Source organism: Undibacterium sp. MH2W, assembly GCF_049340215.1.
GTDB lineage: Bacteria > Pseudomonadota > Gammaproteobacteria > Burkholderiales > Burkholderiaceae_D > Undibacterium.
The window spans coordinates 174,800-201,046 of record NZ_JBMPPA010000003.1 but is presented as its reverse complement, the minus strand read 5'-3'; the positions used below and the strand labels follow the sequence as shown (position 1 = coordinate 201,046).

22 protein-coding genes are annotated in these 26,247 nt (G+C 47.7%); 12 read left to right on the top strand and 10 right to left on the bottom strand.

Annotation, left to right across the window (positions count from 1 at the left end; translation table 11 throughout):
• Positions 1-20: 20 nt before the first annotated feature.
• The 7 genes from gltA to ACO0K2_RS08860 form a co-directional block, all read right to left on the bottom strand.
• Positions 21-1,325 carry a citrate synthase gene (gltA, locus tag ACO0K2_RS08890; RefSeq protein WP_423017846.1) on the bottom strand — a complete coding sequence of 435 codons (1,305 nt, stop codon included), beginning with the start codon at positions 1,323-1,325 and terminating at the stop codon, positions 21-23.
• 63 nt (positions 1,326-1,388) lie between these two features.
• Complete coding sequence (locus ACO0K2_RS08885; RefSeq protein ID WP_423017844.1) at positions 1,389-1,670, bottom strand: succinate dehydrogenase assembly factor 2; 282 nt, start codon at positions 1,668-1,670, stop codon at positions 1,389-1,391.
• A 102-nt stretch (positions 1,671-1,772) separates the two neighbouring features.
• Complete coding sequence (locus ACO0K2_RS08880) at positions 1,773-2,483, bottom strand: succinate dehydrogenase iron-sulfur subunit (RefSeq protein WP_423017842.1); 711 nt, start codon at positions 2,481-2,483, stop codon at positions 1,773-1,775.
• A gap of 77 nt (positions 2,484-2,560) precedes the next feature.
• The gene (gene sdhA, locus ACO0K2_RS08875; protein WP_423017840.1) at positions 2,561-4,336 is read right to left on the bottom strand and encodes a succinate dehydrogenase flavoprotein subunit; all 1,776 of its coding nucleotides are present in this window, start codon (positions 4,334-4,336) and stop codon (positions 2,561-2,563) included.
• 2 nt (positions 4,337-4,338) lie between these two features.
• Entirely contained in the window at positions 4,339-4,707 is a 369-nt protein-coding gene (gene sdhD, locus ACO0K2_RS08870) for a succinate dehydrogenase, hydrophobic membrane anchor protein (RefSeq protein WP_423017838.1), read from the bottom strand.
• On the bottom strand, positions 4,708-5,115 hold the full coding sequence (gene sdhC / locus ACO0K2_RS08865; protein ID WP_423017836.1) for a succinate dehydrogenase, cytochrome b556 subunit: 408 nt from the start codon (positions 5,113-5,115) through the stop codon (positions 4,708-4,710).
• Positions 5,116-5,351: 236 nt separating this feature from the next.
• Complete coding sequence (locus tag ACO0K2_RS08860; protein ID WP_423017835.1) at positions 5,352-6,155, bottom strand: GntR family transcriptional regulator; 804 nt, start codon at positions 6,153-6,155, stop codon at positions 5,352-5,354.
• Positions 6,156-6,515: 360 nt separating this feature from the next.
• Here ACO0K2_RS08860 and ACO0K2_RS08855 point away from each other — a divergent pair, with 360 nt between their 5' ends.
• The 4 genes from ACO0K2_RS08855 (at position 6,516) to acnA (ending at position 11,925) form a co-directional block, all read left to right on the top strand.
• Positions 6,516-7,505 (top strand): malate dehydrogenase, encoded by a 990-nt coding sequence (locus ACO0K2_RS08855; protein WP_423017833.1) that lies wholly within the window; start codon positions 6,516-6,518, stop codon positions 7,503-7,505.
• Positions 7,506-7,569: 64 nt separating this feature from the next.
• The gene (locus ACO0K2_RS08850; RefSeq protein WP_423017831.1) at positions 7,570-8,556 is read left to right on the top strand and encodes an HpcH/HpaI aldolase/citrate lyase family protein; all 987 of its coding nucleotides are present in this window, start codon (positions 7,570-7,572) and stop codon (positions 8,554-8,556) included.
• Positions 8,553-9,062, top strand: a complete 510-nt coding sequence (locus tag ACO0K2_RS08845; protein WP_423017829.1) for a hypothetical protein — start codon at positions 8,553-8,555, stop codon at positions 9,060-9,062. Before ACO0K2_RS08850 ends, ACO0K2_RS08845 begins: the two co-directional genes overlap by 4 nt.
• A 127-nt stretch (positions 9,063-9,189) precedes the next feature.
• Positions 9,190-11,925 carry an aconitate hydratase AcnA gene (gene acnA, locus ACO0K2_RS08840; protein WP_423017827.1) on the top strand — a complete coding sequence of 912 codons (2,736 nt, stop codon included), beginning with the start codon at positions 9,190-9,192 and terminating at the stop codon, positions 11,923-11,925.
• Positions 11,926-12,093: 168 nt separating this feature from the next.
• On the opposite strand, the gene ACO0K2_RS08835 is transcribed toward acnA, so the two are convergent.
• Positions 12,094-13,290 carry a cystathionine beta-lyase gene (locus ACO0K2_RS08835; RefSeq protein ID WP_423017825.1) on the bottom strand — a complete coding sequence of 399 codons (1,197 nt, stop codon included), beginning with the start codon at positions 13,288-13,290 and terminating at the stop codon, positions 12,094-12,096.
• Between the two features lie 319 nt (positions 13,291-13,609).
• Here ACO0K2_RS08835 and ACO0K2_RS08830 point away from each other — a divergent pair, with 319 nt between their 5' ends.
• Entirely contained in the window at positions 13,610-14,497 is an 888-nt protein-coding gene (locus ACO0K2_RS08830; RefSeq protein ID WP_423017823.1) for an amino acid ABC transporter substrate-binding protein, read from the top strand.
• A gap of 56 nt (positions 14,498-14,553) precedes the next feature.
• On the opposite strand, the gene ACO0K2_RS08825 is transcribed toward ACO0K2_RS08830, so the two are convergent.
• Both ACO0K2_RS08825 and ACO0K2_RS08820 read right to left on the bottom strand, forming a co-directional pair.
• Positions 14,554-14,694 carry a hypothetical protein gene (locus tag ACO0K2_RS08825; RefSeq protein WP_423017821.1) on the bottom strand — a complete coding sequence of 47 codons (141 nt, stop codon included), beginning with the start codon at positions 14,692-14,694 and terminating at the stop codon, positions 14,554-14,556.
• Positions 14,695-14,789: 95 nt separating this feature from the next.
• A complete protein-coding gene (locus ACO0K2_RS08820) occupies positions 14,790-16,937 on the bottom strand; it encodes a UvrD-helicase domain-containing protein (RefSeq protein WP_423017819.1) in 2,148 nt (715 codons plus the stop codon).
• A gap of 435 nt (positions 16,938-17,372) precedes the next feature.
• Between ACO0K2_RS08820 and ACO0K2_RS08815 the strand changes: the two genes are divergently transcribed.
• The 7 genes from ACO0K2_RS08815 (at position 17,373) to ACO0K2_RS08785 (ending at position 26,242) form a co-directional block, all read left to right on the top strand.
• Positions 17,373-18,569, top strand: a complete 1,197-nt coding sequence (locus tag ACO0K2_RS08815) for an efflux RND transporter periplasmic adaptor subunit (protein WP_423017817.1) — start codon at positions 17,373-17,375, stop codon at positions 18,567-18,569.
• Entirely contained in the window at positions 18,562-21,654 is a 3,093-nt protein-coding gene (locus ACO0K2_RS08810) for an efflux RND transporter permease subunit (protein ID WP_423017815.1), read from the top strand. The genes ACO0K2_RS08815 and ACO0K2_RS08810 overlap by 8 nt, the downstream gene beginning before the upstream one ends.
• Positions 21,654-23,165 (top strand): efflux transporter outer membrane subunit, encoded by a 1,512-nt coding sequence (locus ACO0K2_RS08805; RefSeq protein ID WP_423017813.1) that lies wholly within the window; start codon positions 21,654-21,656, stop codon positions 23,163-23,165. Before ACO0K2_RS08810 ends, ACO0K2_RS08805 begins: the two co-directional genes overlap by 1 nt.
• 23 nt (positions 23,166-23,188) lie before the next feature.
• Entirely contained in the window at positions 23,189-23,554 is a 366-nt protein-coding gene (locus ACO0K2_RS08800) for a RidA family protein (protein ID WP_423017811.1), read from the top strand.
• 22 nt (positions 23,555-23,576) lie between these two features.
• Positions 23,577-24,050, top strand: a complete 474-nt coding sequence (locus tag ACO0K2_RS08795) for an acyl-CoA thioesterase (RefSeq protein WP_423017809.1) — start codon at positions 23,577-23,579, stop codon at positions 24,048-24,050.
• Between the two features lie 168 nt (positions 24,051-24,218).
• A complete protein-coding gene (locus ACO0K2_RS08790; protein WP_423017807.1) occupies positions 24,219-24,584 on the top strand; it encodes a hypothetical protein in 366 nt (121 codons plus the stop codon).
• Positions 24,585-24,601: 17 nt separating this feature from the next.
• The gene (locus ACO0K2_RS08785) at positions 24,602-26,242 is read left to right on the top strand and encodes a tetratricopeptide repeat protein (RefSeq protein ID WP_423017806.1); all 1,641 of its coding nucleotides are present in this window, start codon (positions 24,602-24,604) and stop codon (positions 26,240-26,242) included.
• Positions 26,243-26,247 lie beyond the last annotated feature (5 nt).

Here is a 26,247-nt window from a genome sequence, read left to right as displayed (position 1 = left end):
CATTTGTAACATCTTGCTTCTTAGCGCTTGTCAATCGCGACGACGTCACGCTTAGGAGCACCAACAAACAATTGACGAGGACGACCAATTTTTTGCTCTGGATCGGAGATCATTTCTTTCCACTGAGCAATCCAGCCGACCGTACGTGCCAATGCAAAGATACCTGTGAACAATGCGGTTGGGATGCCCAGAGCGCGTTGAACGATACCAGAGTAGAAGTCAACGTTTGGATACAGCTTACGGCTAACGAAGTATTCATCTTCCAACGCGATTTTCTCTAATGCCATCGCCAGTTTGAACAGTGGATCGTCTTGCAGACCCAACTCTTGCAATACTTCGTAGCATGTTTCACGCATCAATTTAGCACGTGGATCGTAGTTTTTATACACACGATGACCAAAGCCCATCAGCTTAACGCCAGAGTTTTTGTCTTTAACTTGTGCGATAAAGGAAGGAATGTTGTCCACGCTGCCGATTTCTTCGAGCATGCTCAGCGCTGCTTCATTCGCACCACCGTGAGCAGGGCCCCACAAGCAAGCGATACCAGCAGCGATACACGCAAACGGATTTGCACCTGAAGAACCAGCCAGACGAACTGTCGATGTTGATGCATTTTGCTCGTGATCAGCATGCAAAATCAAGATACGGTCCAAAGCGCGCACTAACACGTCGTTCACTTTGTATTCTTCACATGGTGTAGAGAACATCATGTGCATGAAGTTTGCGCTATAGGACAAGTCATTGCGTGGATACACGAATGGCTGACCGATAGAATATTTGTATGCCATTGCGACCAATGTTGGCATCTTCGCGATCAGGCGAATCGCAGAAACTTCACGGTGATGAGGATCGTTGATGTCCAAAGAATCATGGTAGAAGGACGACAATGCACCGACAGTACCAACCAATACAGACATTGGATGCGCATCACGACGGAAGCCACGGAAGAAGAATTGCATCTGCTCATGGACCATTGTGTGTTTGGTCACTGTGGAGACAAATTCTTCTTTTTGCGCTGCGTTTGGCAATTCGCCATTTAACAACAGGTAGCAAGTTTCGAGGAAGTCACCGCCATTCACCGCCAGTTGCTCGATTGGATAACCACGATACAGCAACTCGCCTTTATCGCCATCAATGTAAGTAATCGAAGAATTACATGCCGCAGTCGACATAAAACCCGGATCGTAAGTGAACATGCCGGTCGCACCGTACAATTTACGAATATCAATTACGTCAGGACCGATAGATCCTTTGTAAATTGGCATCTCCAGCGATGGGGAACCATCGGAGAATGAAAGGGTTGCTTTTGTTTCAGAATTAGTCATGGCTCTTCCTTCAGATAAGAGGTGAGTCGTTAATCAAAAAAACACAAAAAAAAACTGTACTTATCAAGCTACGCGCAGACGAGCCAAGAGAGCATGGACGTGAGGCAGATCTACTTCATCAGCAGGCTCTTTTCTCGCCATAATCAGATCCATCAGGACATTGTCAGACAACTCCATCAAACGACTAAAAGCATCCACTTCTTCGTCGCTCAGAATTTCTTCGTTTGCATCCAGAAACCGCGTCAATATCAGATCATTTTCCAACAAACCACGTCTTGCACGCCAGCGCAAACGAGCGCGCTTAACTGGATCACTTTGGTGAGACTCTTCCACTAGCTTTGACATTTTCATTTCTCTTTTAATGCTTTCTATTTCATGCAACTCTTTAAACGACATGAAGAGTTGCATGAAATAGAAGCGGCACATTGTGCGCCGCCTCTTTTTCTATTACACGGCGCGACGAACCATCAACTCTTTGATTTTGCCAATAGCACGGGTCGGATTCAGACCTTTTGGACAAACATCAACGCAGTTCATAATTGTGTGGCAACGGAACAAACGGTAAGGATCTTCCAAGTTGTCCAAGCGCGCGCCAGTTGCTTCGTCACGAGAGTCAGCAATAAAGCGATACGCCTGCAACAAACCTGCTGGACCGACGAATTTATCCGGATTCCACCAGAACGATGGGCAGGATGTTGAGCAGCAAGCGCACAGAATACATTCATACAAACCATCCAACTCTTCACGCTCGGCTGGCGATTGCAGACGTTCTTTTTCCGGAGGAATAGAATCGTTCATCAAATATGGTTTGATCGAATTGTATTGCTTGAAGAACTGCGTCATATCGACGATCAAATCGCGGATAACTGGCAGACCAGGCAATGGACGCAAGACGATAGGCTCTGTCAACTCATTCAAGTTTGTTGTGCAAGCCAGACCATTTTTGCCGTTGATGTTCATTGCATCTGAACCGCAAACGCCTTCACGGCATGAGCGACGCAATGCGAGAGAATCATCCACGTCAGCCTTGATGCGCTGCAGCGCGTCCAACAACATTTTATCCGTGTCTTTGAGCTCGACGGTCAGGTCTTGCATGTAAGGCTTTGCATCCTTGTCCGGATCATATCGATAAATTTTAAATTTCAGTGTACGTGCCATGATATCTTCCTTGTGTATCCGTAGGGACACACGATAAATAGACTGCCTAGTAGCACTAGGCAGCGCATTTTCTCAATTTAGAATGTACGAGCTTTCGGCTTGAACGTCTCTACTGTCAGCGGTTTAGTGACAACAGGTTTGTAGTCAAGACGATTGCCTTCGGAATACCACAGTGTGTGCTTCATCCAGTTTTCATCGTCACGTTTTTCGTAATCACGGTGCGCATGTGCACCACGTGATTCTTTACGTGCCGCTGCTGAAGTGATCGTTGCTTTTGCTGTTTCGATCAAGTTATCCAATTCCAGTGCTTCAACACGTGCTGTGTTGAATACTTTGGACTTGTCTTTGAAAGAAACGTGCTTGCGACGCTCGTCGAGCTCCATAATTTCTTTGTAGCCTTCTTGCAGCAACTCATCAGTACGGAATACGCCGCAATGATGTTGCATCGTTTTACGGATCGCATTCGCAACGTCCTGAACACGTTCAGAGCCAGTGCTATTTTCCAACTTGGACAAGCGAGACAACGCCAGATCAGCCGCATCCGCTGGCAAATCTTTATTGCTACGTGCTTTGAGATTGCTTGCAACGATGTGGTTACCAGCAGCACGACCAAACACCAACAAGTCGAGCAATGAGTTAGTACCCAAACGGTTAGCACCGTGTACGGAAACGCAAGCGCACTCACCAATAGCGTACAAGCCGTTAACCACTTCACTTGATCCATTTTTAGGCGCAACAACTTGGCCATAAATGTTGGTCGGAATACCGCCCATTTGGTAGTGAATTGTTGGAACAACAGGAATTGGCTCTTTCGTTGCATCAACGTTGGCGAACTTATGCGCAATTTCAAGAATCGAAGGCAAACGCTTTTGAATCGTGTCTGCACCGATGTGGCGCAGATCGAGCATCACGTGATCTTTATTTGGACCGCAACCGCGGCCTTCTTTAATTTCCTGATCCATTGAACGGGAAACGAAGTCACGTGGCGCCAAATCTTTCAATGTCGGCGCATAACGTTCCATGAAACGCTCACCTTGGCTATTCACCAAGATACCACCCTCACCGCGCACACCCTCAGTAATCAGCACGCCTGCACCAGAAACACCGGTTGGGTGGAACTGCCAGAATTCCATGTCTTCCAGCGGCAAACCAGCACGCGCAGCCATACCCATACCGTCACCAGTATTGATAAATGCGTTTGTTGATGCAGCCCAGATACGACCAGCACCACCTGTTGCGAAAATAGTTTGCTTCGCTTCGAGCATCATGACTTCGCCAGTTTCCATCTCGAGTGCAACAACACCCAGAACGTCGCCTTCTTGATCACGAATCAAGTCGATCGCCATCCATTCAACGAAGAAGTGCGTACGTGCACGGACGTTGCGTTGATAGAGTGTATGCAACAGCGCGTGACCAGTACGATCAGCAGCAGCGCAAGCACGTTGAACTGGCTTTTCACCGAAGTTTGCAGTGTGACCACCGAACGGACGTTGGTAAATCGTACCATCCGCATTACGGTCAAACGGCATACCGAAGTGTTCTAACTCGTAGACCACTTTTGGTGCTTCACGACACATAAATTCAATCGCATCTTGATCACCGAGGTAATCAGAGCCTTTGACTGTGTCGAACATATGCCAGTACCAGTTATCTTCGGACATATTACCCAAAGAAGCACCGATACCACCCTGCGCAGCCACTGTATGTGAACGCGTTGGAAAAACTTTAGAAAGTACAGCAACGTTCAAGCCAGCTTCAGCCAATTGTAGCGAAGCACGCATACCTGAACCACCTGCACCAACGATAACCGCATCAAAACGACGGGTAGGGATTGTGGATTTAATCGCAGCCACTTTTATACTCTCCACAAAATCTGTGCGGCATAGCCAGCACTAGCAACCAGCCACAAAATGGTGGCAACCTGAAAAACCATTCTTGCTACAACGCTGTGTGTTACATAATCCATCCATACATCACGCATACCAACCCAAGCGTGGTACAGCAAGCAGATCACTACAGAGAACGTCGCCAATTTAAACCACTGGTGAGCAAATACGCCTGCCCAGCCTTCGTAAGTAAAATTACTACCAGTCAAAAACAGGACTAACAACAACACCGTGTAAATCGCCATCACGATGGCAGTTACACGCTGAGCCAACCAGTCGCGCAATCCATAATGTGCGCCAACAACAAGGCGCTTTGGTCCAATATTGTTATTTGCCATTTAGAATACTCCAAACAATTTCAGGGCAACCAACGCTGCCAATGTGATACTGACAGCCAACACACTCACTGCTGATTTGCGTGCTGAATGCTTATCCAGACCGTAGTGAAGGTCCATAATCAAATGACGGATACCTGCGCAAAAATGGTGCAAAAATGCCCATACCAACGCGAGAATCACCGATTTGACGAATACGCCAGAGGTCAACGCCTGCAACTCTGAAAAAGACACTTCAGAAGTCACACTCTTGTCCAACAAAAACAAAATGAAGGGCAACAGCAAGAACATCAACATCCCGCTAATACGATGCAAGATGGAAACGATGCCTGCGAGCGGCAGTCGATATCCAGTTGCATCAATCAGGCGCATCACACCATAGCGTGGCCTGTTTTTCACTACTTCAGACATAAATAATCTCCCCATTAACTAGTCTGTACACAAAATCATGCAATTTTCGCTCATTTTGGTGCGTCGCACCAACAAAAATTGATCCCAATCTTTCAAAATACCACCATCTTAATACCAAATCTGAATATCTGCCGAAGGTCAATCAGGAAAACACCAGCAAAAAGCAATCAGAAAAAGACACTAAATGGATCAAAACTGAAAATAATGTGCTATTGCACAACTAACATCACCAATCATTAACTCAATTCATTCCGATAATGATGCTGGGATGTCAGGTATAGCCCGCGCCGTAATTCAACCGGCTTATCGCCATAGGTGTACGACACGCGCTCCACATTCAACAACGGCGTACCCGGCGCAATCGACAGCAATTCAGCCACAACCGCATCAGCACAAACCGCCCTGATTTGCTCCGAGGCGCGGATCATATGCGTCCCAAATTCCGTTTCGAACAAGCCATACATCGGGCCTTTGTATTCATTTAAACGTTCTGCAGTGAGGCCTTTGAAAATCACACCAGGCAACCAGAGATCATCAAGAATCGTTGGCACACCACTAAAAGACTGCACGCGGCGAATGAAAACGACGGAGTCGCCCGATTTAATTTCTAACAGACGTGCGACTTCTGCAGGTGCGCGAAGCCGGCGCACCTCAATAATTTTATTTTCAGGATAGTGAGGGACACCCTCATCCGGTGCCAATCGCAAAAAACGGAATTGCGCCCTCGCCTCATGGTGGGTAGCAACGAATGTCCCCTTCCCTTGGCGGCGCACGACGAGATTTTCAGCAGAGAGTTCATCAATCGCTTTACGAACCGTGCCCTGACTAACCTTAAACCGCGCCGCGAGCTCCATCTCGCTCGGAATCAATTCACCCGGCTTCCACTCTCCCGCCTGCAAACTCTGCGTGATGAGTGATTTAATCTGCTGATATAAAGGACTGAACGTCGGGGATACGTTACTGGAGGAACCAACAACACCTGTACCGGAACTCGGCGAGTTCGCAGGCAAGATATTTGGATTTGGCGTGTTTGAAGTCATAGTTCGCAATTTCACCACAAAAACACCCTTGCCGTCTACAACTAAAGCTAACTAATATGTCTTATATAAGACATAAGATAGTCATTGACACACAACACCACAACACCTAAACTTCGTAAAAATTACGAAAAGCGAGCGCGGGTTAATGAATGCGACATCATCTACCTACTCCAGCAATATAGCGCGAACTTACGCAATGTAAAGTTGTAAAAGCGGCTTAATTCGATTTTACAGAAAAAATCATTTGAAATTTGGCTGACGAGCAGAACGTTAGGCGCTATCATTCAGCATCGTTAGCTGGTGTGTTCTTAACTCAGCAAAATTTGAACATCGTTTTTTACCTCACTTCGGAGATGTATCATGGCAAAATCCCCTATGCGCGTAGCAGTCACCGGCGCCGCTGGCCAAATCGGTTATTCACTGTTGTTCCGCATCGCTAACGGCGACATGCTGGGCAAAGACCAACCAGTCATTTTGCAATTGCTCGAAATTCCTGACGAAAAAGCGCAAAAAGCGCTCAAAGGCGTCATGATGGAAATCGACGATTGCGCATTCCCACTGCTGGCAGGCATGACTGCACACAGCGATCCAATGACTGCATTCAAAGATGCTGACGTTGCTCTGCTGGTTGGCGCACGTCCACGCGGTCCTGGCATGGAGCGTAAAGACTTGCTCGAAGCAAATGCACAGATCTTCACGGTACAAGGTAAAGCGCTCGACGCAGTTGCTTCTCGCAACGTTAAAGTACTGGTTGTTGGTAACCCTGCTAACACCAACGCTTACATCGCAATGAAATCCGCTCCATCATTGCCAGCGAAAAACTTCACAGCCATGTTACGTTTGGATCACAACCGTGCATTGTCTCAAGTTGCTGCGAAAACTGGCAAACCAGTATCCGCAATCGAAAAATTGTGCGTTTGGGGTAACCACTCTCCAACAATGTACGCAGACTACCGTTTCGCAACAGCAGACGGTCAAGCTGTAAAAGATTTGATCAACGATCAGGTTTGGAACAAAGATGTATTCCTGCCAACAGTTGGCAAACGTGGCGCAGCGATCATCGAAGCACGCGGCTTGTCCTCTGCTGCATCCGCAGCGAACGCAGCGATCGATCACGTACGTGATTGGGTACTGGGCACAAACGGCAAGTGGACAACAATGGGCATTCCATCTGATGGCTCCTACGGCATTCCAGAAGGCACAATGTTCGGCTTCCCAGTAACAACTGAAAACGGCGAATACACGATTGTTCAAGGTCTGGAAATCGACGAATTCTCTCGTGAACGTATCAATATCACTCTCAAAGAACTGCAAGAAGAGCGTGATGGCGTTAAACACCTGGTAGGCTAATAAACAAGGCAAGGGCGAATAGGAGACTACTGTTCGCCCTCCTTTACCGTATTATTCAAACCTGATGCATCCATCCCGCGCCTTATTTCAAGATCAGTTAACGCCGGCATTTTTACCGGTTTGTGATCACTATGCAGGCTCGGAAAAGTTAATGCGTAAATCAATGGAACTACAGCAACAGCTGGGTCCCACTTTTGATATTACCTTTGACTGTGAAGACGGCGCAGCAACTGGCAATGAAGCTAGCCATGCCAAGTTGGTCAGCGAACTTCTTAATAGCGACAACAACCAATTTTCACGCATTGGCGTTCGCGTGCACGATATCCAGCACGACGCCTTTGAGCAAGATTTATCCCTCATCATCCCAGCGACCGCTCAACGTTTGGCGTACATCGTATTGCCCAAAGTAAGCTCAGCGGTGCAAGTGGATCATGCAATCCGCCAAATCAACGATTATGCGTTCTCAGCTGGGAGAAGCAACTTACCCGTCCATGTATTGATTGAAACGCATGACGCACTCGCTGATGTGATGGCCATTGCCGCCCTGCCTCAAGTTGAGTGTCTTTCATTTGGCATTATGGACTTTGTATCATCGCATTATGGTGCGATTCCTTCGTCGGCAATGCAATCTCCTCATCAGTTCGAACATCCGTTAGTTGCGAAAGCAAAGCTCGAGATCGCTGCTGCATGCCATCGATTTGGAAAAGTGCCATCACATAATGTCACTACCGACATCCGCGATTTTTCCGTCGTCAGTCAAGACGCCGTCCGTGCAAAAAACGAGTTCGCCTACACACGCATGTGGAGCATTCATCCAGCACAAATTAATCATATTGTGCAGGTCATGGCTCCACAGCATGACGAAATAACCTCCGCCATTGAAATTTTGACGCATGCCCAACAAAACAATTGGGCGCCGATTCAACACGCTGGAAAATTACACGATCGCGCCAGTTACCGTTATTTCTGGACGATTTTAAAACGCGCTCAATCCTGCGCATTGACGCTGCCAACAACAGCAACTGCTTTACTTGAAGGAGACCTCGAATGAACCACTTTTTTTCCCGCCTTGCCGGCATCATGGTAGCGGGCAGCTTTGTTTTTGCACCACTCGCTGCAAATGCAGACAACGCGCCTGCACCGATCAAAACAAAAACATCGAGCAAAGCCAAAAAAGCGGTAGCTCCCGCACCTCAAGAACCTGACGAAATCGAACCAGACGTTCGCGAAGATAAAAATTACGAATACACTTGTGAGCTCGGCAATTCACTCACAATGTACACACACGGCGATAATATTGATCATATCGCCATGCGTTGGAAAAAGCATTTGTACATCATGCACCGCGTAGACACGACGACAGGCGCATATCGATTCGAGAACCCGAAAGCGGGATTTATCTGGATTGGTATTCCAGCCAAAGGTTTGCTGCTTGACTCTCGTAAAGGTCAGCAACTTGCCAACGAATGCACTAGCGCAGTACCAATGATGGCAGATGCAGCAACCGCAGCAAATAAGGCCGAAGCACCCGCAGACGCCACCCCTGTAACAAAATAAGTACGACCTTGAGCAAAAGCATTTACACCACTTACCAAAGATGTCGACGGTATGAGGATGTAGAACTCAACAAGAAGTAACAGCAAGCATTCATTTGATCATTGATTTTTGTAAATAAGGAATAGCCATGAGCCAAAATGCGTATCACGATGCATTCAAAACCCTGAAAGATTTTAAAATTTCAGAAACAAAGAAAGGTAAATTCTTTTCTTTGCCAGCGCTGGAAAAAAATCTGGGTGTAAAAATCTCTCGCCTGCCAGTTTCCATTCGCGTGGTTCTGGAATCCGTTCTGCGTAACTGCGACGGCAAAAAGGTTACTGAGGAACACGTCAAGCAGTTGGCTAACTGGGGTGCAACTGCCACTCGTACGGATGAAATTCCATTCGTCGTTTCTCGCGTGGTCTTGCAAGATTTTACTGGCGTTCCTCTGTTGGCTGATTTGGCTGCGATGCGTAACGTTGCAGCGAAAGAAGGCAAAAATCCAAAAAACATCGAGCCATTGGTCCCAGTTGACCTGGTCGTTGATCACTCCGTTCAAATCGATCATTTCCGTGAAAAGAAAGCACTCGATCTGAATATGAAACTGGAATTCGAACGCAATAACGAGCGTTATCAGTTCATGAAATGGGGTATGCAAGCATTCGACACATTCGGCGTTGTACCTCCAGGCTTTGGTATCGTTCACCAAGTTAACTTGGAATATTTGGCACGCGGCGTTCACAAAGTCAAAGACGCGAAAAAGAATGACGTTTACTACCCAGACACACTGGTTGGTACTGACTCCCACACGACAATGATTAACGGTATCGGCGTTGTAGGTTGGGGTGTTGGTGGTATTGAAGCTGAAGCAGGCATGCTGGGTCAACCAGTTTACTTCCTGACACCAGACGTTGTCGGTGTTAATTTGACTGGTGCACTGCGTGAAGGCTGTACTGCAACGGATCTGGTTCTGACGATTACTGAATTGCTGCGTAAAGCAAAAGTAGTTGGTAAGTTTGTTGAATTCTTCGGCGAAGGTACACGTTCCCTGTCATTGACAGACCGCGCAACCATTGCGAACATGGCACCAGAATACGGCGCGACAATGGGCTTCTTCCCAGTTGACGAAGCAACAATCGATTACTTCAAAGGCACTGGCCGTACTAAAGCAGAAATCGACGCATTCGAAGGCTACTTCAAAGCCCAAAAAATGTTCGGTATTCCGAAAAAAGGCGACATCGACTACACGACAGAAATCTCTCTGGATCTGTCCACTGTTGCGCCTTCCTTAGCTGGTCCTAAGCGCCCACAAGATCGTATCGAAATCGGTAACGTTAAATCCACGTTCGCTGATCTGTTCTCCAAACCAACATCCGAAAACGGCTTCAATAAAAAAGCTGAAGATCTGGAAGCGGTTTACACTAACAGCGACAACGTGAAAGTGAAAAACGGCGACGTACTGATCGCAGCGATCACTTCTTGCACGAACACATCCAACCCAAGCGTATTGTTGGCAGCTGGTCTGTTAGCGAAAAAAGCTGTTGAAGCTGGTTTGAAAGTTGCTCCACACATCAAAACATCCTTGGCGCCTGGATCTCGCGTTGTCACGAAATACCTGGAAGCAGCTGGTTTGTTGCCATACTTGGAAAAACTCGGCTTTGGCGTTACTGCTTATGGTTGCACTACCTGTATCGGTAATGCAGGTGATCTGACTCCAGCAATGAACGAAGCAATCGTCGCTAACGACATCGTTGCTGCCGCTGTATTGTCTGGTAACCGTAACTTTGAAGCGCGTATTCACCCGAACATCCGCTCTAACTTCTTAGCGTCTCCACCATTGGTTGTTGCCTACGCCATCGCTGGTAACGTGACGAAAGATCTGATGACTGAACCAGTTGGTCGCGTTAAAGGTAAAGATATTTTCTTGGGCGACATCTGGCCAACAAGCGCAGAAATCCAAAAACTGATGAAGTTCGCGATGAACTCCAAAACGTTTAAAGATAACTACGCTGACGTTAAAGGCGCACCAGGAAAACTGTGGGAAAACATCAAAGGCGTGGCAGAAGGCGAAGTCTACAACTGGCCTACTTCCACTTATATTGCTGAGCCACCATTCTTTGCTGACTTCACAATGGAACCAAAAGCAGCAGCGACTGGCATCACAGGCGCACGTGCATTGGGCGTATTCGGCGACTCCATCACAACTGACCATATTTCTCCAGCAGGTTCAATCAAAGAATCCAGCCCAGCAGGTAAATGGTTGAAAGAAAACGGCGTTCTGAAAGCAGATTTCAACTCCTACGGCTCACGTCGTGGTAACCATGAAATCATGATGCGCGGCACATTCGCTAACGTTCGTATCAAAAACTTGATGATCCCAGCGAAGGAAGATGGTTCCCGCGTTGAAGGCGGCGAAACATTGTTCCAACCAACTGGCGAACAAATGGCGATCTACGACGCAGCGATGAAGTATATTGCTGAAGGTACACCGACCATGATCTTCGGCGGCGAGGAATACGGTACAGGTTCTTCACGTGACTGGGCAGCGAAAGGCACACAACTGTTGGGCGTAAAAGCGGTGATCGCTAAGTCCTTCGAACGTATCCACCGTTCTAACTTGGTTGGTATGGGTGTATTGCCTCTGCAATTCATCGGCGCTGACAGTGTTGACTCCTTAGGCATCACTGGTACAGAGTCTTTCGACTTGAAAGGTATCGAAAACGATATCAAACCACAGCAAGAAGTTACTTTGGTTATCCACCGTGCTAACGGCGAATCACAAGAAGTGAAAGTATTGTTGCGTATCGATACACCAATCGAAGTTGACTACTACAAACATGGCGGTATCTTGCCATTCGTTTTACGTCAATTGTTGTCTGCTTAATCGCTCACATCAAGCATCGATGAAATAACCTCAGATGTACGTACCACCCTCGGTGGTACATCATTGAGAAAATAAAAGGGAAGTGACTTAGTCATCTTCCCTTTTTTATTTTTTACGGCTTCAGTGACAAATTTAATGGCGAATTTAATGACGAAGGTAGTGACGACGTTATTTCATCCCATAAGCTCTCATACCGTCCAAAGCGTGTTCGATATCCTTGATCAAATCCTCTGCATCTTCGAGACCTATATTGAACCGAACCAAAATACCCGTATCTCGCCATTGATCGCGCATTTTGTCGATTCTGTATGGAACACATAAACTATGCGCCCCGCCCCAGCTAAATCCAATTTTAAAAAGCTTTAGACTTTCAACAAAATAGTCCGTTTGTTCCTCGGTATACTGTGGATGAAAGAGTACGGAAAACAACCCACCTGCGCCACTGAAGTCACGCTTCCAGATATCGTGTCCAGGGCAATCTTCCAATGCCGGATGAAGCACCTTGCTGATCTCAGGCCGCCCCGATAGCCATTTCGCAACTTGTCTTGCAGATCGATCGTGCGCATCAAACCGTAGCTTTAAGGTAGGGAGATTACGCAACACCATGTAGACGTCGTCCATCCCGACGCCTAATCCAAGGCGCATATGGGCGGTCTGCAATTTGGCGTGCAAGGCGGCATCTCGCGTTATTACAGCGCCCATGAGCACATCGGAGCCGCCACTTTGGTACTTCGTAAGAGCTTGCATAGAAATGTCCACACCATGTTCAAAAGCAGGAAAAGCAATTCCACCTGACCATGTGTTATCAAGCGCCACCAGCACACCCTTTTCGTGCGCTGCCATGCAAATTCCCGGAATATCTGGCACTTCCATCGACACAGATCCAGGTGCTTCAGTCCAAATCAAACGCGTATTCGGTGCAATCAGATCTCGAATGCCAGCACCGATCATCGGATCATAGAAACGGGCGCTAATGCCAAAACTAGTCTTGAGCCAATTCGCCAGCTCTCTATTCGGATGATAGACGTTGTCTGGGATCAGCACATCATCACCGCTTTGCAATAGCGCGAGATCAATCAGGGTGATCGCAGACAGTCCACTTGGAGCGAGGAGGCAGTGATTACCTCCCTCAATGTCAGCTAGGCGCGCCTCCAGCGTGAAGCTCGTTGGCGTACCATGTAATCCATAGGTGTAGGATGTCTTCTCTAACCAGCTCCGAGCGCGCATCGCTTTTAGGTTATCAAACAGAACTGTCGATGCATGATGAATAGCGACAGGAAACGCTGAAAACCCAGCAGGTGCAGTGTAATCATGGTGAACCAACTGAGTGTTTGGCCCCATTGCTTTGTCAATCTCATCTTTCATCTAAATTCCCCATTGTTTAACATTGCTGACGATAAAATCACAGTAAGATATGATAGCAACGAAGTTGACGTACGGTATTATTTTATAAATGCAAGGTCATACGCTTGACACAAGTGACCAGCAATATTGCCGGTTCCATAGTACATCTGCTTTCGATAAAAAGAGAGAGCAACTGTTCTATTGAAGGTGTGCACCATCCTTATTTTATTTTTTGATGAATGGTTGCGGGGCTGATCGTTCGTTTGTTTCTTATTTTATATTTTTCTACGACCAAAGATGATGCATTTACACGAACTCCGCCGTTGGACATGGAGTTAAAATGAAGCCCGAGCAGAGCCTCATCAAGTTTTTCTTCATCCTATGCATCGTTGGCACCGCGCTACCTATCTTTGCTACGACGACAAAGGTAATCTACCCTGCTGGCGAGGTAGAAAACGACGCGCGTTTTAATGATGTGATTGAAATTTTACAAACGGCGCTAGAGAAAACGAAAGCCAAGTACGGCGCGTTTGAGTGTGGGCCAAGCGATAGTATCGCGCCTAAAAAGCGTTCGATCGAGGAGTTGGCGCGAGATCATCACAACGTGAATATTATTTGGAACCCCACATCCGAAGAGCTAGAGAAAAAATTCTCCGTCATTCGCATACCACTCAGAAAAGGTCTTCTTGGATACCGTGTAGCACTCATCAGAAAACAGGACCAAAGCAAATTTGATCAAATCAAGTCGGAAGAAGACTTGAGGAAATTCACCGTGGGTCAGGGAATCGATTGGTTTGACAATAGCATCTATCAGGCCCATCACATCAACGTCGTTCAAGCACCCTATGGGCAGCTCAGCAAGATGCTCGCGGGTGAACGATTCGACTTTTTCCCGCGTGGCGTTGGTGAAATTCTGGGAGAGTATGAGCGGTTTCGCATCGCCTACCCAGATTTGGTCATTGAGAAAAATTTATTACTCTATTACCAATTTCCGTTCTATTTCTTTTTCAACCAAAAAGACCAGCTTCTTCGAGAGCGAATTGAGGCGGGCTTACAAATGATGCGCAAGGACGGCAGCTTTGACGCCATTTTTTACAAATACAACATGCCCGCCATTGAAAAGCTTAATCTGAAAGGCCGACGTTTAATTAAACTGAGTAACCCTTTTGTACCAACGATGACGCCAACCGATGATCCGAGCTTATGGTACACGCCAAATAAGATGTGATTGGCGACGTAAGCAATTAATCAACATGTCGTTGAACAAAAAACCATAAAGCAGCACTACACACCACCCAAGCCCCGCCCCACATACACATGGACAAGATCGACGTTTCGATCTCCGGCGTTACTTCGCGGATCATCGGATAAGCCACCAAGGGCATCGCGGCCGTCCCACTGAGCCACGCGATTAATTTTTTCCACACCACTTCGTCACCCTACCTCTATTCACTGGTCATGACAGATGTCAAGACAAGGCTCATGACCCAACACCGTCGTCAACAAGGCGACAGGAGTATTTATAGCCACGCATAAAACGCTTTGATATCGACGCCTGGCTCTACATACCACGCCTTTCTGGCCAGATCGAAACGCGCACCCAATGCCTTCGCCTGATCCTTCTCATGGAACGGCACCTTCAGATACTGCCGCACCACTGGCGGTGGCGTATTGCCTTGAGCAACATTGCGAGAAAGAGCCGTCTTCGCTTCCGCCTTCGATTCATTCAAGCGCATCGCAGCAATGAAAGGACTTTGTTTTACTGGATCAGCGGGTACCAGGAGGCTTAAACGAGACTTTGTCCTCGTCGCAGCAACATAGAATAAATGACGCTCATCCTGCAAATCAAAAAGTGGATTGGGAAATCTTCTCACTTCCAATCCAGGCATCACAACATATTCAAACTCTCGCCCTTTCACATTAGAAACGGTATCAAGCGTCACGACATTTTTTTCACGCTGGCGTGTCGCAAATGTTTCTGCCTCATTCAATCCATGGGCGAATTGCTGCAGGTTCATTCCGGTTTCCCGCGCAAATGAAATCAGTCCTGAAATCGCTTTTTCCACAACACTCGCGTCATAAGGGCGCAAAAAAATCCGCCTCGCGGCAGCGTACAAATCCATCCGCTGAACAATCTGCTCTAACAGTGCTGCTGCCGTCAATGCTTGCACGCTCTTTTTCAGATCCACTAGCAAGTCCGCTAACACTCTGACATGAGATAACGTCGACTCATGAATGTATTTATTGGCAAAGTCAAAAATAAGCTCGGGATTTTTTGCCACCGTGTATTTCGCACTCTCCAAATCACGATCAGGAATTCGGAGATCGCCGAATGTCGCCAATGCGTCCAATACGCCTGAGCGTACCTCATAACTTTTTATCGATGTCAGGTCATTGAGAAGAATCGCCATGATTCCACGTAAGAAGAGCACTTCATCCCATTGTAAATAACTTGCCATCGCGGGGGTTTTGTAGGCAAGCTTGGCCATGCGCAAGGCATTCTCGATCTCGATAGACTGATCTTTATCTCGCATTAAAATGGCGCAATCATCGAGCGAGTGCCCATCTGTTACCCATTTTTGCAAGCAAGAGACAACGCGTTGCGCAACAGAGTGCGGAAGATCATCGTAAGTTGGTACATCGATTTCTGTGTTGATCGATACAAGTGAATCAATCTTCTTACCCGTAAATTCACGCATTGCATACGCGAGATGAGGCCCATGGCGATAGGTCATCGATAGTGGCAACACCTTCAGCGACGGGAAAGCCGCTTTGAACCGTGTTTCTAAGAATTCTCGACTCGCTCCCAGCGTGGCATGAATCACTTGATGTTCATCACCCGCCCCAACAAAGAAACACCGCCGTTCAGCAGCAATCACGTGCCTCAATATACAAAATGCCGCTTCATTCAGATCATGTAACTCGTCACAAACGACCAATTGGTAATCGGGCAAATACTGCCCCATCCCGGGATCACTCTGTAAATACTGTGCGAGATCATAGGTCGCATCGAACTCCGCCCGAAACACGGGATTGTCTTTTTTGCCGCGACGGATTCTTTCGTATTCTATCGCGGTCAAATAAGCTGTCGCTGTCACACCCCATTGGATATAGACACTCTCTAGTTCATCGAGATCAAAGTAGGGATCCAGAACCATCATTGCCTTGAGCTTTAACTGTGCCTCGATAAATTGGGCAATGGCAATGTTATGTGTTTCAATTTGCAGAAAATCTAATTTGTGCGCATAGAATTGAGCCACATGATGCAATGCCTCGACAACGTAGGGTTTGACACGACGGCTCTGGCCGATTTTTTTAGTTTCACTCCCCTCTTTTTCGCCCTCAATGCGAGCTAAGATCGCTGACGAAAACTCTTCAAAGGTGAAAAGTTGAATGTCATTGACGATCTTATAATTAACGCCAAGCTCCAAAAGACGCGAACGCATTACATCGCGCGCCGCAGAGGTAAATGTGAGGGCAAGAATTTTATTCGGAGGCACGTGATTGGCAAGTGCCTCACCTATTCGTAGCGCCAACGTGGTCGTTTTTGCAGCCCCAGCGTTTGCTTGGACAACGATGACACGGTTCGTTGCGACCTGAATCGCGGTCTGTTCCTGATTTCGGACGATTTTCTTGGGAAAAAACTTAGAAACAGTATGTTCTGCCATGGCCTGCCATCAGAAAGTGTTAGAAAAAAACGACAAGTCTATCTTACATAAATCATAAGAAGGATACGTTACGAAAACTAATTTGATATTTCGTTTAAAAGAATAACAACGTCTCGCCTATAATGTGCGCCAAATCGGTCAACATTGGATTTATCTACTGACAGCGACGGGGAAATCATACACGTCCTCCGTTTCACGCATCGCGACGTGAAAACGACGCGATAATATCAACTTGAATTCGAAAAGGCAGTACCACAGCTCTTTTTATGTCATCAACAAGTCAAGGAACTACTCTACATTGGTAACAATGTGCAAATTTTAGTTTCAGGGGCTTTGTTCCGATGAACACAAGAAACACATCAGCATCATCCTTATTTCTGCTTGGACGCGGGGAAGAATGATAAATAAGGCGAGTATTTAACCAGGAGTCATTGCATGCGCAACTCTGCAATCAAAACCATAAAAACAACGTTCTCTTCTTTGCACACACTCCCCCGCAAAAGTTATATTAAAATAGCCAGTTGGGTACTCATACCGACGATCAGCTTATGCGCATTGCTCAGCGTCTCGTCCGCCATTGCAGAAAGCAACAAAGGCGCGACACCAGAACCCCTCTTGGTGCGTCAAGGTGAAAAAATAGTCGTCCCTGAAAAATCGCCTTTCCGTACGCGATTGAAAGTGGCCACAGTAGCAATGGCAGACATTCCACATCTGGTCACCTTCCCCGCCGTTGTTGAAGCTGATCCCAGCCATACCGTCAATGTCTTGCCGCCATTAACCGGACGCCTGTCCGAGGTGAAAGTCAAATTGGGTGATGTTGTCAAAGAAGGTCAACTGATCGCTGTCATTCATTCAGGAGACGTGGCCCAAGCTTATGCGGATGCTGAAAAGGCAAAAGATGCGCTTGAATTAGCCAAAGCTGCTCTTACCCGAGGAAAAGGTGTCAACGCGGCAGGCGCCAACGCAGCGAAAGATTTGGAGCAACTCGAAAGTAATTACGCGCAAGCGGCAGCAGAAGCAAAACGTGCAGAAACTCGCCTATCGGCACTGGGTGTTGACAGTAAAACCAACGATAAATCACATGCATTAAAAATCGTCGCTCCTGTCAGCGGCACGATCACTGCGATCAATAATGCAGCAGGTGCCTACATCAACGATGCGACGGCAGCCATTATGACGATATCAAACCTCGACAGTGTATGGGTTACTGCGAACGTGCCGGAATCACAAATTCAATCCATCGCCAAAGGACAGTCTGTCGATATCCGGCTTGCAGCCTATCCTGGAAAAATCATCAAAGGAAAGATCGATATCGTCAACGCGATGTTGGAAGCCGATACGAGGCGCAATAAAACACGGATTGTCACCGCCAATAAAGACGGTTTACTCAAACCAAACATGTTTGCCACGGCATCGGTTGCTATTCCACAAGCCAAGCAGGTTCGCGTTCCTACGTCCGCCTTACTGATGAATAACGATAGCATTACCGTTTTCGTAGAAACAGCACCATGGACATTCATCCGTAGAACCGTCATCGTAGGCAACGAAGAACCTGATTCCGTCGCGATTATCAGCGGCTTGTCTCAAGGCGACAAAGTAGTCGTCAGCGGAGGAGTGCTGCTCAATGATTAATCAGTTACTTGCTCTCTGCTTCAGAAGGCGTCACCTTGCTTGGGTGATTGCGATTCTGGTAAGTATTTACGGTTATCTGTCTTGGACAAAGATGGCAGTGGAAGCCTATCCCGATATTAGTGATGTGACTGTGCAGGTGACAACGCAAGTACCGGGACTGGCTGCAGAAGAAATCGAGCAACAGATTACGATTCCTTTAGAACGTGCGTTAAGCAATACGCCCGGCGTCGTGGCGACTCGTTCGAGTAGTACATTTGCGTTGTCGTTAATTACGCTCGTCTTTCAAGATGGAACGGATGACTATTTTGCCCGTCAACGGGTCAATGAGCGCATTGCGCAGGTAACACTCCCCACTGGGGTCCAGGCAACACTCGGTCCGATATCGAGCCCGGCCGGGGAAATTTTCCGCTACACGCTCGAATCAGATACGAAAAATCTGATGGAACTGTCCGAAGCCCAAAAATGGATAGTCACACCCGCATTTAAGCAAGTCGCCGGTGTTGCTGACGTCAATAATTTTGGCGGATTCACCAAGGAGTTCCAATTAGAACTCGATCCTAGCCAATTACAACGGTATAACGTCGTTCTGAACGACGTCGTGAATGCCATCAACGCCAATACCGCTAACGCTGGCGGCGGACGTATTGCCCGCGGTGAGCAAAGCTATGTGGTCCGTGGTATTGGACAGGTTCACTCACTCGATGATTTAGGGGCAGTCGTCGTTACGCAGAGCAATGGCGTTCCTGTGCTTGTGCGCGATCTCGGCAAACTGCAATTTGGCCATCAAGAACGCGAAGGTATTCTCGGAAAAGATGCCAATCCCGATACCATCCAAGGTATCGTGTTGATGCTGAAATACGAAAACCCTTCCAAAGTGCTTGAGCGTGTTCACGCGAAAGTGGAAGAATTACAAAAACGTCTCGATCCGATGGGCATCAAGATCGTGCCTTACATTGACCGTGACGATCTCGTGAAATTAACTGTTCACAAGGTCTCACATACCGTCATCGAAGGCATTGGTTTAGTTTGTATCGTCTTGATTCTGTTTCTTGGGAGCCCTCGCAGTGCCATCGTGGCAGCGGTTGCGATTCCGATCGCACTGGTCACCGTTTTCATCATCATGTACGCCACCAAAATGCCTGCCAACCTCTTTTCGCTTGGGGCGATCGACTTTGGCATTATTGTTGACGGTGCGATTGTCGTCATGGAGGCTATTCTCAGGCGTCGCGAAGAAGCACCTGATGTGGAACTCAATGAAGAGGATATCCTCGAAACAGTCAGTCAGGTCGCAAGTCCGATTTTCTTTGCGACATTGATTATTATCACTGCCTACCTGCCACTGTTCGCCTTTCAGCGTGCTGAAGGCAAGCTATTTACGCCCATGGCCTATACCGTCGGCTATGCATTATTAGGCGCTTTAATTTGCTCTATCGTTTTAATCCCGGGCTTAGCGTTTGCTGCGCTACGTAAACCGCAAAAGATATTCCATAACAAGCCGCTAGTCTGGCTCACTGAGAAATATAGCGCGACACTGGATGTGCTCTTACACAGACCAATCATCGCCTATGTGTCCGCAGCAATCGCACTGGCAGCTGTTCTCGTGCTTGGGGCAAGTGCCGGACGGGAGTTTTTACCGGAGCTAGACGAAGGGGCGTTGTGGCTTCAGGTGCAATTGCCTTCAGGACTATCGCTAGACAAAGCCAATGACATGGCGGCCGAGTTGCGTCGAACATTGCGTGAATACCCCGAGATTTCTTATGTGGTGACGCAACTCGGACGCAGCGATGATGGTACTGATCCTTGGACGCCATCCCATATTGAGGTTCCAGTCGGCTTAAAACCCTACGAACAGTGGCCCGATCACGAAACTAAGGCCGAGTTCATCGACAAATTGACAAAACGCTTCGCGGCGATGCCGGGGTTTTCGATCGGTATCAGCCAACCGATTATTGATGGTGTGAACGACGCGATCGGCGGCGCGCATAGCCCGTTGGTACTCCGGGTGTATGGCGCGGATTTGAAAGAAAACCGTCGGATTGGCAATCAAATCGTCGATATTTTGCAAACGATTCGAGGAACAGCGTCCGCGTCACTCTTTCAAGAACCACCGATTCCACAAATCGCAGTAAAAGTGGATCGTGAGGCTGCTGCTCGTTTCGGGATCAATGCACAAGATATTGCCAACCTGATTCAAACCGGAATCGGCGGCACACCTGTCATTCCTGTTTTTGTGGAAGATCGCACCTACAATGTGACCGTCAAATTCCCGAAAGAGAGTAAAAATACCATTGAATCGCTGGGGAACCTTTTCTTGAACAGCTCAACAGGTGCAAAGATCCCTCTTTCTCAGGTTGCTAAAATTCAGATGCAATCGGGCGAAAGTACGATTTCGCATGAGTTTAACCAACGTCAAGTCACTGTGCGAATCGATAACCGTGGTCGCGATTTAACGTCGTACCTCGAAGAGGCGCAAAAACGCATCGATACCGAAGTCAAATTCAATAAAGAAAAGATCCACCTCGAATGGGCTGGCCAATTTGAAAACCAGCAACGGGCGCAACAACGTCTGACGGTGATCTTGGGCGTCGTGTTGTTGGTCATGGGCGTGCTGCTGTTTTTCCAATTCGGAAAATTGCGTCAGGCGATCCTCGTATTAGGCGTCGTTCCTTTGGCTGCACTTGGTGGTTTAATTGCCATTCACTTGACAGGTGAGACACTCAACGTCGCCACTGCAGTGGGGTTCATTGCACTGTTTGGCGTGTCCGTTCAAAACGGTATTATCATGGTCGCCAACTTTAGACGTGTTCGCGGTAGCGGCTTCTCACTTCACGATACAGTGATCAAGGGCGCAGCCGAGCGTCTACGTCCAGTGCTCATGACGGCGACCGTCGCTTCCTTTGGTATGCTGCCTGCAGCGTTAGCAACCGGCGTGGGTACAGACGTCCAACGCGATTTAGCAACCGTCGTCGTTGGAGGACTGATCATCTCCACCCTGTTGACCTTATTCATTTTGCCGACATTTTATTTTGCGTTAGAACGCTTTGTCGAAAGCAAAGAAAATAAAAATTCAAGGCACCGTCGATAATGAAGATCCTCTCTTTACCTGTCATGACATTTCATCGGACGCCCTGTGCGGCGGCATTATTGATCGCCATTTCTACTGGCATGAGTGGATGCGCAGTGGGTCCAGACTATCAGCGCCCTTCACAGACGCTACCAGCCACTTATGTCCCAGCGAATGCTGAGGCAAAACGCGACGCCGGCGTTGAACGCCAAGCGCTGGTGGTTGGCCGAGATATTCCCGCTGAATGGTGGGAGTTATTTCACAACCAAGCATTAAATGCCCTTGTTGCCGCGAGTCTGAAGAACAACCCCACCATTGAAGCAGCGAAAGCAGCATTAAGAGGTGCCCGAGAAGCGACAGCTGCGCAAGAGGCTGCTTATTTTCCGAGCATCACCGGTTCGTATTCGCCCACCCGGCAGCGCGTAGCAAAACCGCTTGCCAGCCCTGCTGCCTCTGGGGCGACGTACTACAACGTTCAGACAGCCGAAGTATCTGTCTCTTACACCATCGACGTTTTCGGTGCCAATAAACGCCAAGTCGAATCGGATGTGGCATTGGAACAGAATCAACGGTTCCAGTTAGAGGCCGCTTATCTGACGCTCGCAAGCAATGTGACAAACGCGGCTATTCAAGAGGCCATGTTGCGTGGACAAATACAGGCAACAAAAGAAGTCATCGCCAGTCAGAAAAAGTTGTTAAGCATGTTTGAGCGCCAGCTCGCCCTTGGTCAGCTTGGGCAAGCGGATGTGGCGGCGCAAGAAGCCACGCTTGCAGCCAGCGAAGCACTGCTTCCGCCATTAGAAAAGCAACTCGCTATTCAACGTGATCTGATTTTCGCTCTTGCCGGTCGCTATCCGAACGAAGAAGGCATCCCGACGTTCGAATTAAACGAACTGCAACTGCCATCAGAACTTCCGCTCAGTTTGCCATCCGCTCTGATTGAACAACGTCCCGATGTACGTGCAGCAGAGGCACAAATGCAAGCAGCGAGTGCGGGAATTGGGATTGCCACAGCGGCGCGGCTCCCTAATTTTTCGATTGGAGCGACCAACTATGGGTCTGCAGCAGAGAAATTCTCGGATATGTTCAAGGCCAGTGGCGCATTTTGGAATCTTGCAGCCAATGCCACGCAGCCAATTTTCGATGGCGGCGCATTGAAACATAAACAAGCGGCAGCACAAGCAGCGTATGACCAAGCTGCTGCACAATATCGTTCTACGGTACTCGGCGCATTTCAGAACGTTGCCGATTCGCTGCAAGCCATCGACCACGACACCAATGCTTATGCAGCGGCATATAAGGCAGAACAGGCGAGCCTCAAGAGCGTTACAATCGCTCGAAAACAATTTGCTTTAGGCGACATCAGTACAGCAACGCTCTTGGTAGCAGAGCAAGCTTACCAACAAGCAAGAGTGAATGTGGTTCAGGCACAGGCGAACCGATTATCTGATACTGTGGCGCTTATCCAGTCGCTCGGTGGCGGCTGGAAACATCGAGACGATCAGGCTTCCACATCCAAAGCCGCGTCCTAAGCAATTGAAATAACGGAGAAAGTATGGAAATCGTCAGGCATGAAGTCGGCCCGCGTTTCAGCGAAATGACCGCTGTACATTTGGGAGACGCAAAGTTACTCTATCTTTCAGGACAAGTGGCCGAAAACATGTCACTTGACATTACTGGTCAGACCCGTGAAATTCTGATGTTTATTGATCGTCTGCTAGAAAAAGAAGGTGGCGATAAGCGGTCCGTTGTCTCAGCGCGAATCTACCTCGCCTCTGTTGGGGATTATGCATTAATGAACTCCGTATGGGACGATTGGGTTGCCCCAGGCTTTACGCCTTCCAGAACGACCATTGGCGCAAAATTGATCCGACCAGAATACAAAGTCGAAATCGAAATACATGCAGTGATCAAGGTCTGAGTGAAAACTGAGTAAATGCAGAATGAATGACACGACTTTCCCAGTAGCGAGTCAATTTGCTTGGGATTACCCGTCCCCTTTTTTACGTCAATGCACTCCCGATGCAACGCACATCGATGGTCTTCATCACACGAATAATGCAGTGTATGTGCAATGGTGTGAAGCGATTGGCTGGGCCCATTCTGAGGCACTAGGACTCGGATTAGCCGATTACCAGCGTCTCGATCGCGCAATGGCCATCCGACACGCCGCATACGATTATCTTCTTCCATCGACCTTAGGGGAAAAGCTTTTACTCGCAACATGGCTAATAGATACCGATGAAAAACTGAACATGCGCCGGCGCTTCCAACTGATCCGCGAGACTGATCAGGCCGTTATTTTCAGAGCCCAATGGGATTTGGTCTGTATTGAAATCAGCTCAGGTAAAGCGAGAAGAATGCCGCCAGAATTTTGCGCAAAATATCTACCTGCCGTTATCCGCCCTGTTTCTTGATTTTACGCTAGGTGGCTATGTCATCGGTTCCGCCGCAGATCTCCTCAAGTCAATGCGTTGTAGCGGATTGATCATGTTGCTATTGTTGACTCGCGCAAACTGTCATTTCATGACGATGTTCTTCTGTACCCGTGTAGTAAAATAGAAAATAACATTCGTGTAGGCAATTTGCTCGCTCGCATTTTTGAAAAGTGTCGAGACACCTGCCTACGCATTTCCTTCTACTTTTTTAAATACCTGACTATGTTCACTTGGTTTGATGCAACGGCAGCAAAAGCATTTGGCGTCTCACTCGCTGAGTTTATTATCGAGAAAATGCCGCAAGAAGCGGTGAAGAAGAACAAATTGATGCCGAAACGCAAAGAAGTTCTGGCCAAGGTTCTGACAAAAGTAGATGCTTTCAGACAAACAAATACATTGAATATTTACAAAAAAGCCCAGCTTGGCAATGCTTTTAAATGGCGCTTGATTGAAGCAGATTTTGATCGTGAGTTTGCCGATGAAATGACGACCATGATCATGACTAGGCTCTAACAAGATAAATGGTCACTATGTTGAAATTTTTAAAAAAGTTAGTTTCTTCAACCAGCCAGCCCTCGCCTGCAAAGGCGTCACAACAACCTGACGCAGCAGCCATCAAACAAGAAGCTGATACCGCCATCCGTGCTGGCAGCGTGATGAAAGCGCTTGATTTATACAAGCAAGCGATCGCCATCGATCCGCAAATGGCAAAAGCCCACGTCATGTGTGGCCATATCTACTGCGGTTTAAAACAATACAAATTGGCAGAAACTTACTTGACGACGGCGATAGAACTGGCACCAGAGGTGGCAGATTCTTATTACCTACTTGGTACGATTGCGTTGAATGAAAAAGATTATGAGAACGCGATTTCACTCTTTGAAAAATCGATTGAACTCGATCCTCAACAGCCTTTCGCTTATCGTGATCTTTGCATGGCTTTTTTTTCCAACCGCAATCTTCCAAAAGCAGAGGCCATCGCGCATCAAGGCATTTCACTGTATCCCGACTTTCCAGACTTGCATATGCACCGCGGAAACACTCTCGCTTTTTTACAAAGGGCGCATGAGGCGCTCGCTTGCTACGATCAAGTTGAGGCGTTAATCAAAGAGACTCCTGGACTGTGTTACAACCGTGCTGCAGTCTATTTGTCTATCAACCATTTCGATAAGGCACTCCAACTCCTAGAACGAGCACAAGAACTTTCCCCAGGTTATATCGACGCAGCGTTCGAAGAATCGATCATACGTCTTTTGAAAGGCGATTTTGAACGTGGCTGGCCAAAGTTTGAAAGCCGTTGGCAGGTAGAGCGATTGGGTCTTGGTAAAATTAATTCAACAAGTCCGCGATGGAAACGGCTTGATAGCCTCACCAACAAAACCATTATGCTTGCTGCGGAACAAGGTTTTGGCGATACGTTCCAATTTATCCGTTATGTGAAGCTTGTTTCCGACGCCAAGCCAAAAGGAATTATCGTCGTGGTGTTTAGCGCGCAGGTTGAACTCATGCAACAGCTTAAAACAATTCCTAGCGTAACCCATGTCATCACCGAGTATGTCCCACCACCGCCGCACGATTATTACTGCCCATTAATGAGTCTTCCCCTCGCGTTTGGCACAACGATTGAGACGATACCAAACAAGGTTCCTTATTTACACTGCGATAAAGCGTATCTAGAAAAATGGGATCGAGAACTTGGAGCACGTCGTCGCCCATTACGCGTAGGGCTCACTTGGTCAGGCAATCCAAAACACACCAACGATCACAACCGCTCGGTGCACATTGAACACCTAAAGAAAATTGTTGAGTTTGATGCGGAGTTCGTCGTACTTCAAAAGGATATCAACGAAGAGGGTCGTTTGTTCCTTGATCGCCTTGAAAATACGATTGTGCATCGCCCTGACATTAAAACTTTTAGCGATACTGCTGCCTTAATTGAACTCGTCGACGTCGTCATCTCGGTCGACACCTCGATTCTTCACCTTGCCGCGGCGATGGGTAAACCCGTCTGGGTCATGCTTCCATTTGCCCCTGATTGGCGGTGGATGTACGACACTGATAAGAGTCCATGGTATCCGACTGTCCGATTGTTCCGGCAAAAAACACAAGGTGATTGGGCATCTGTCATTGATCCTATTGTTATCGCCTTATCTGAGTTTAACAAAGTGTGATCACC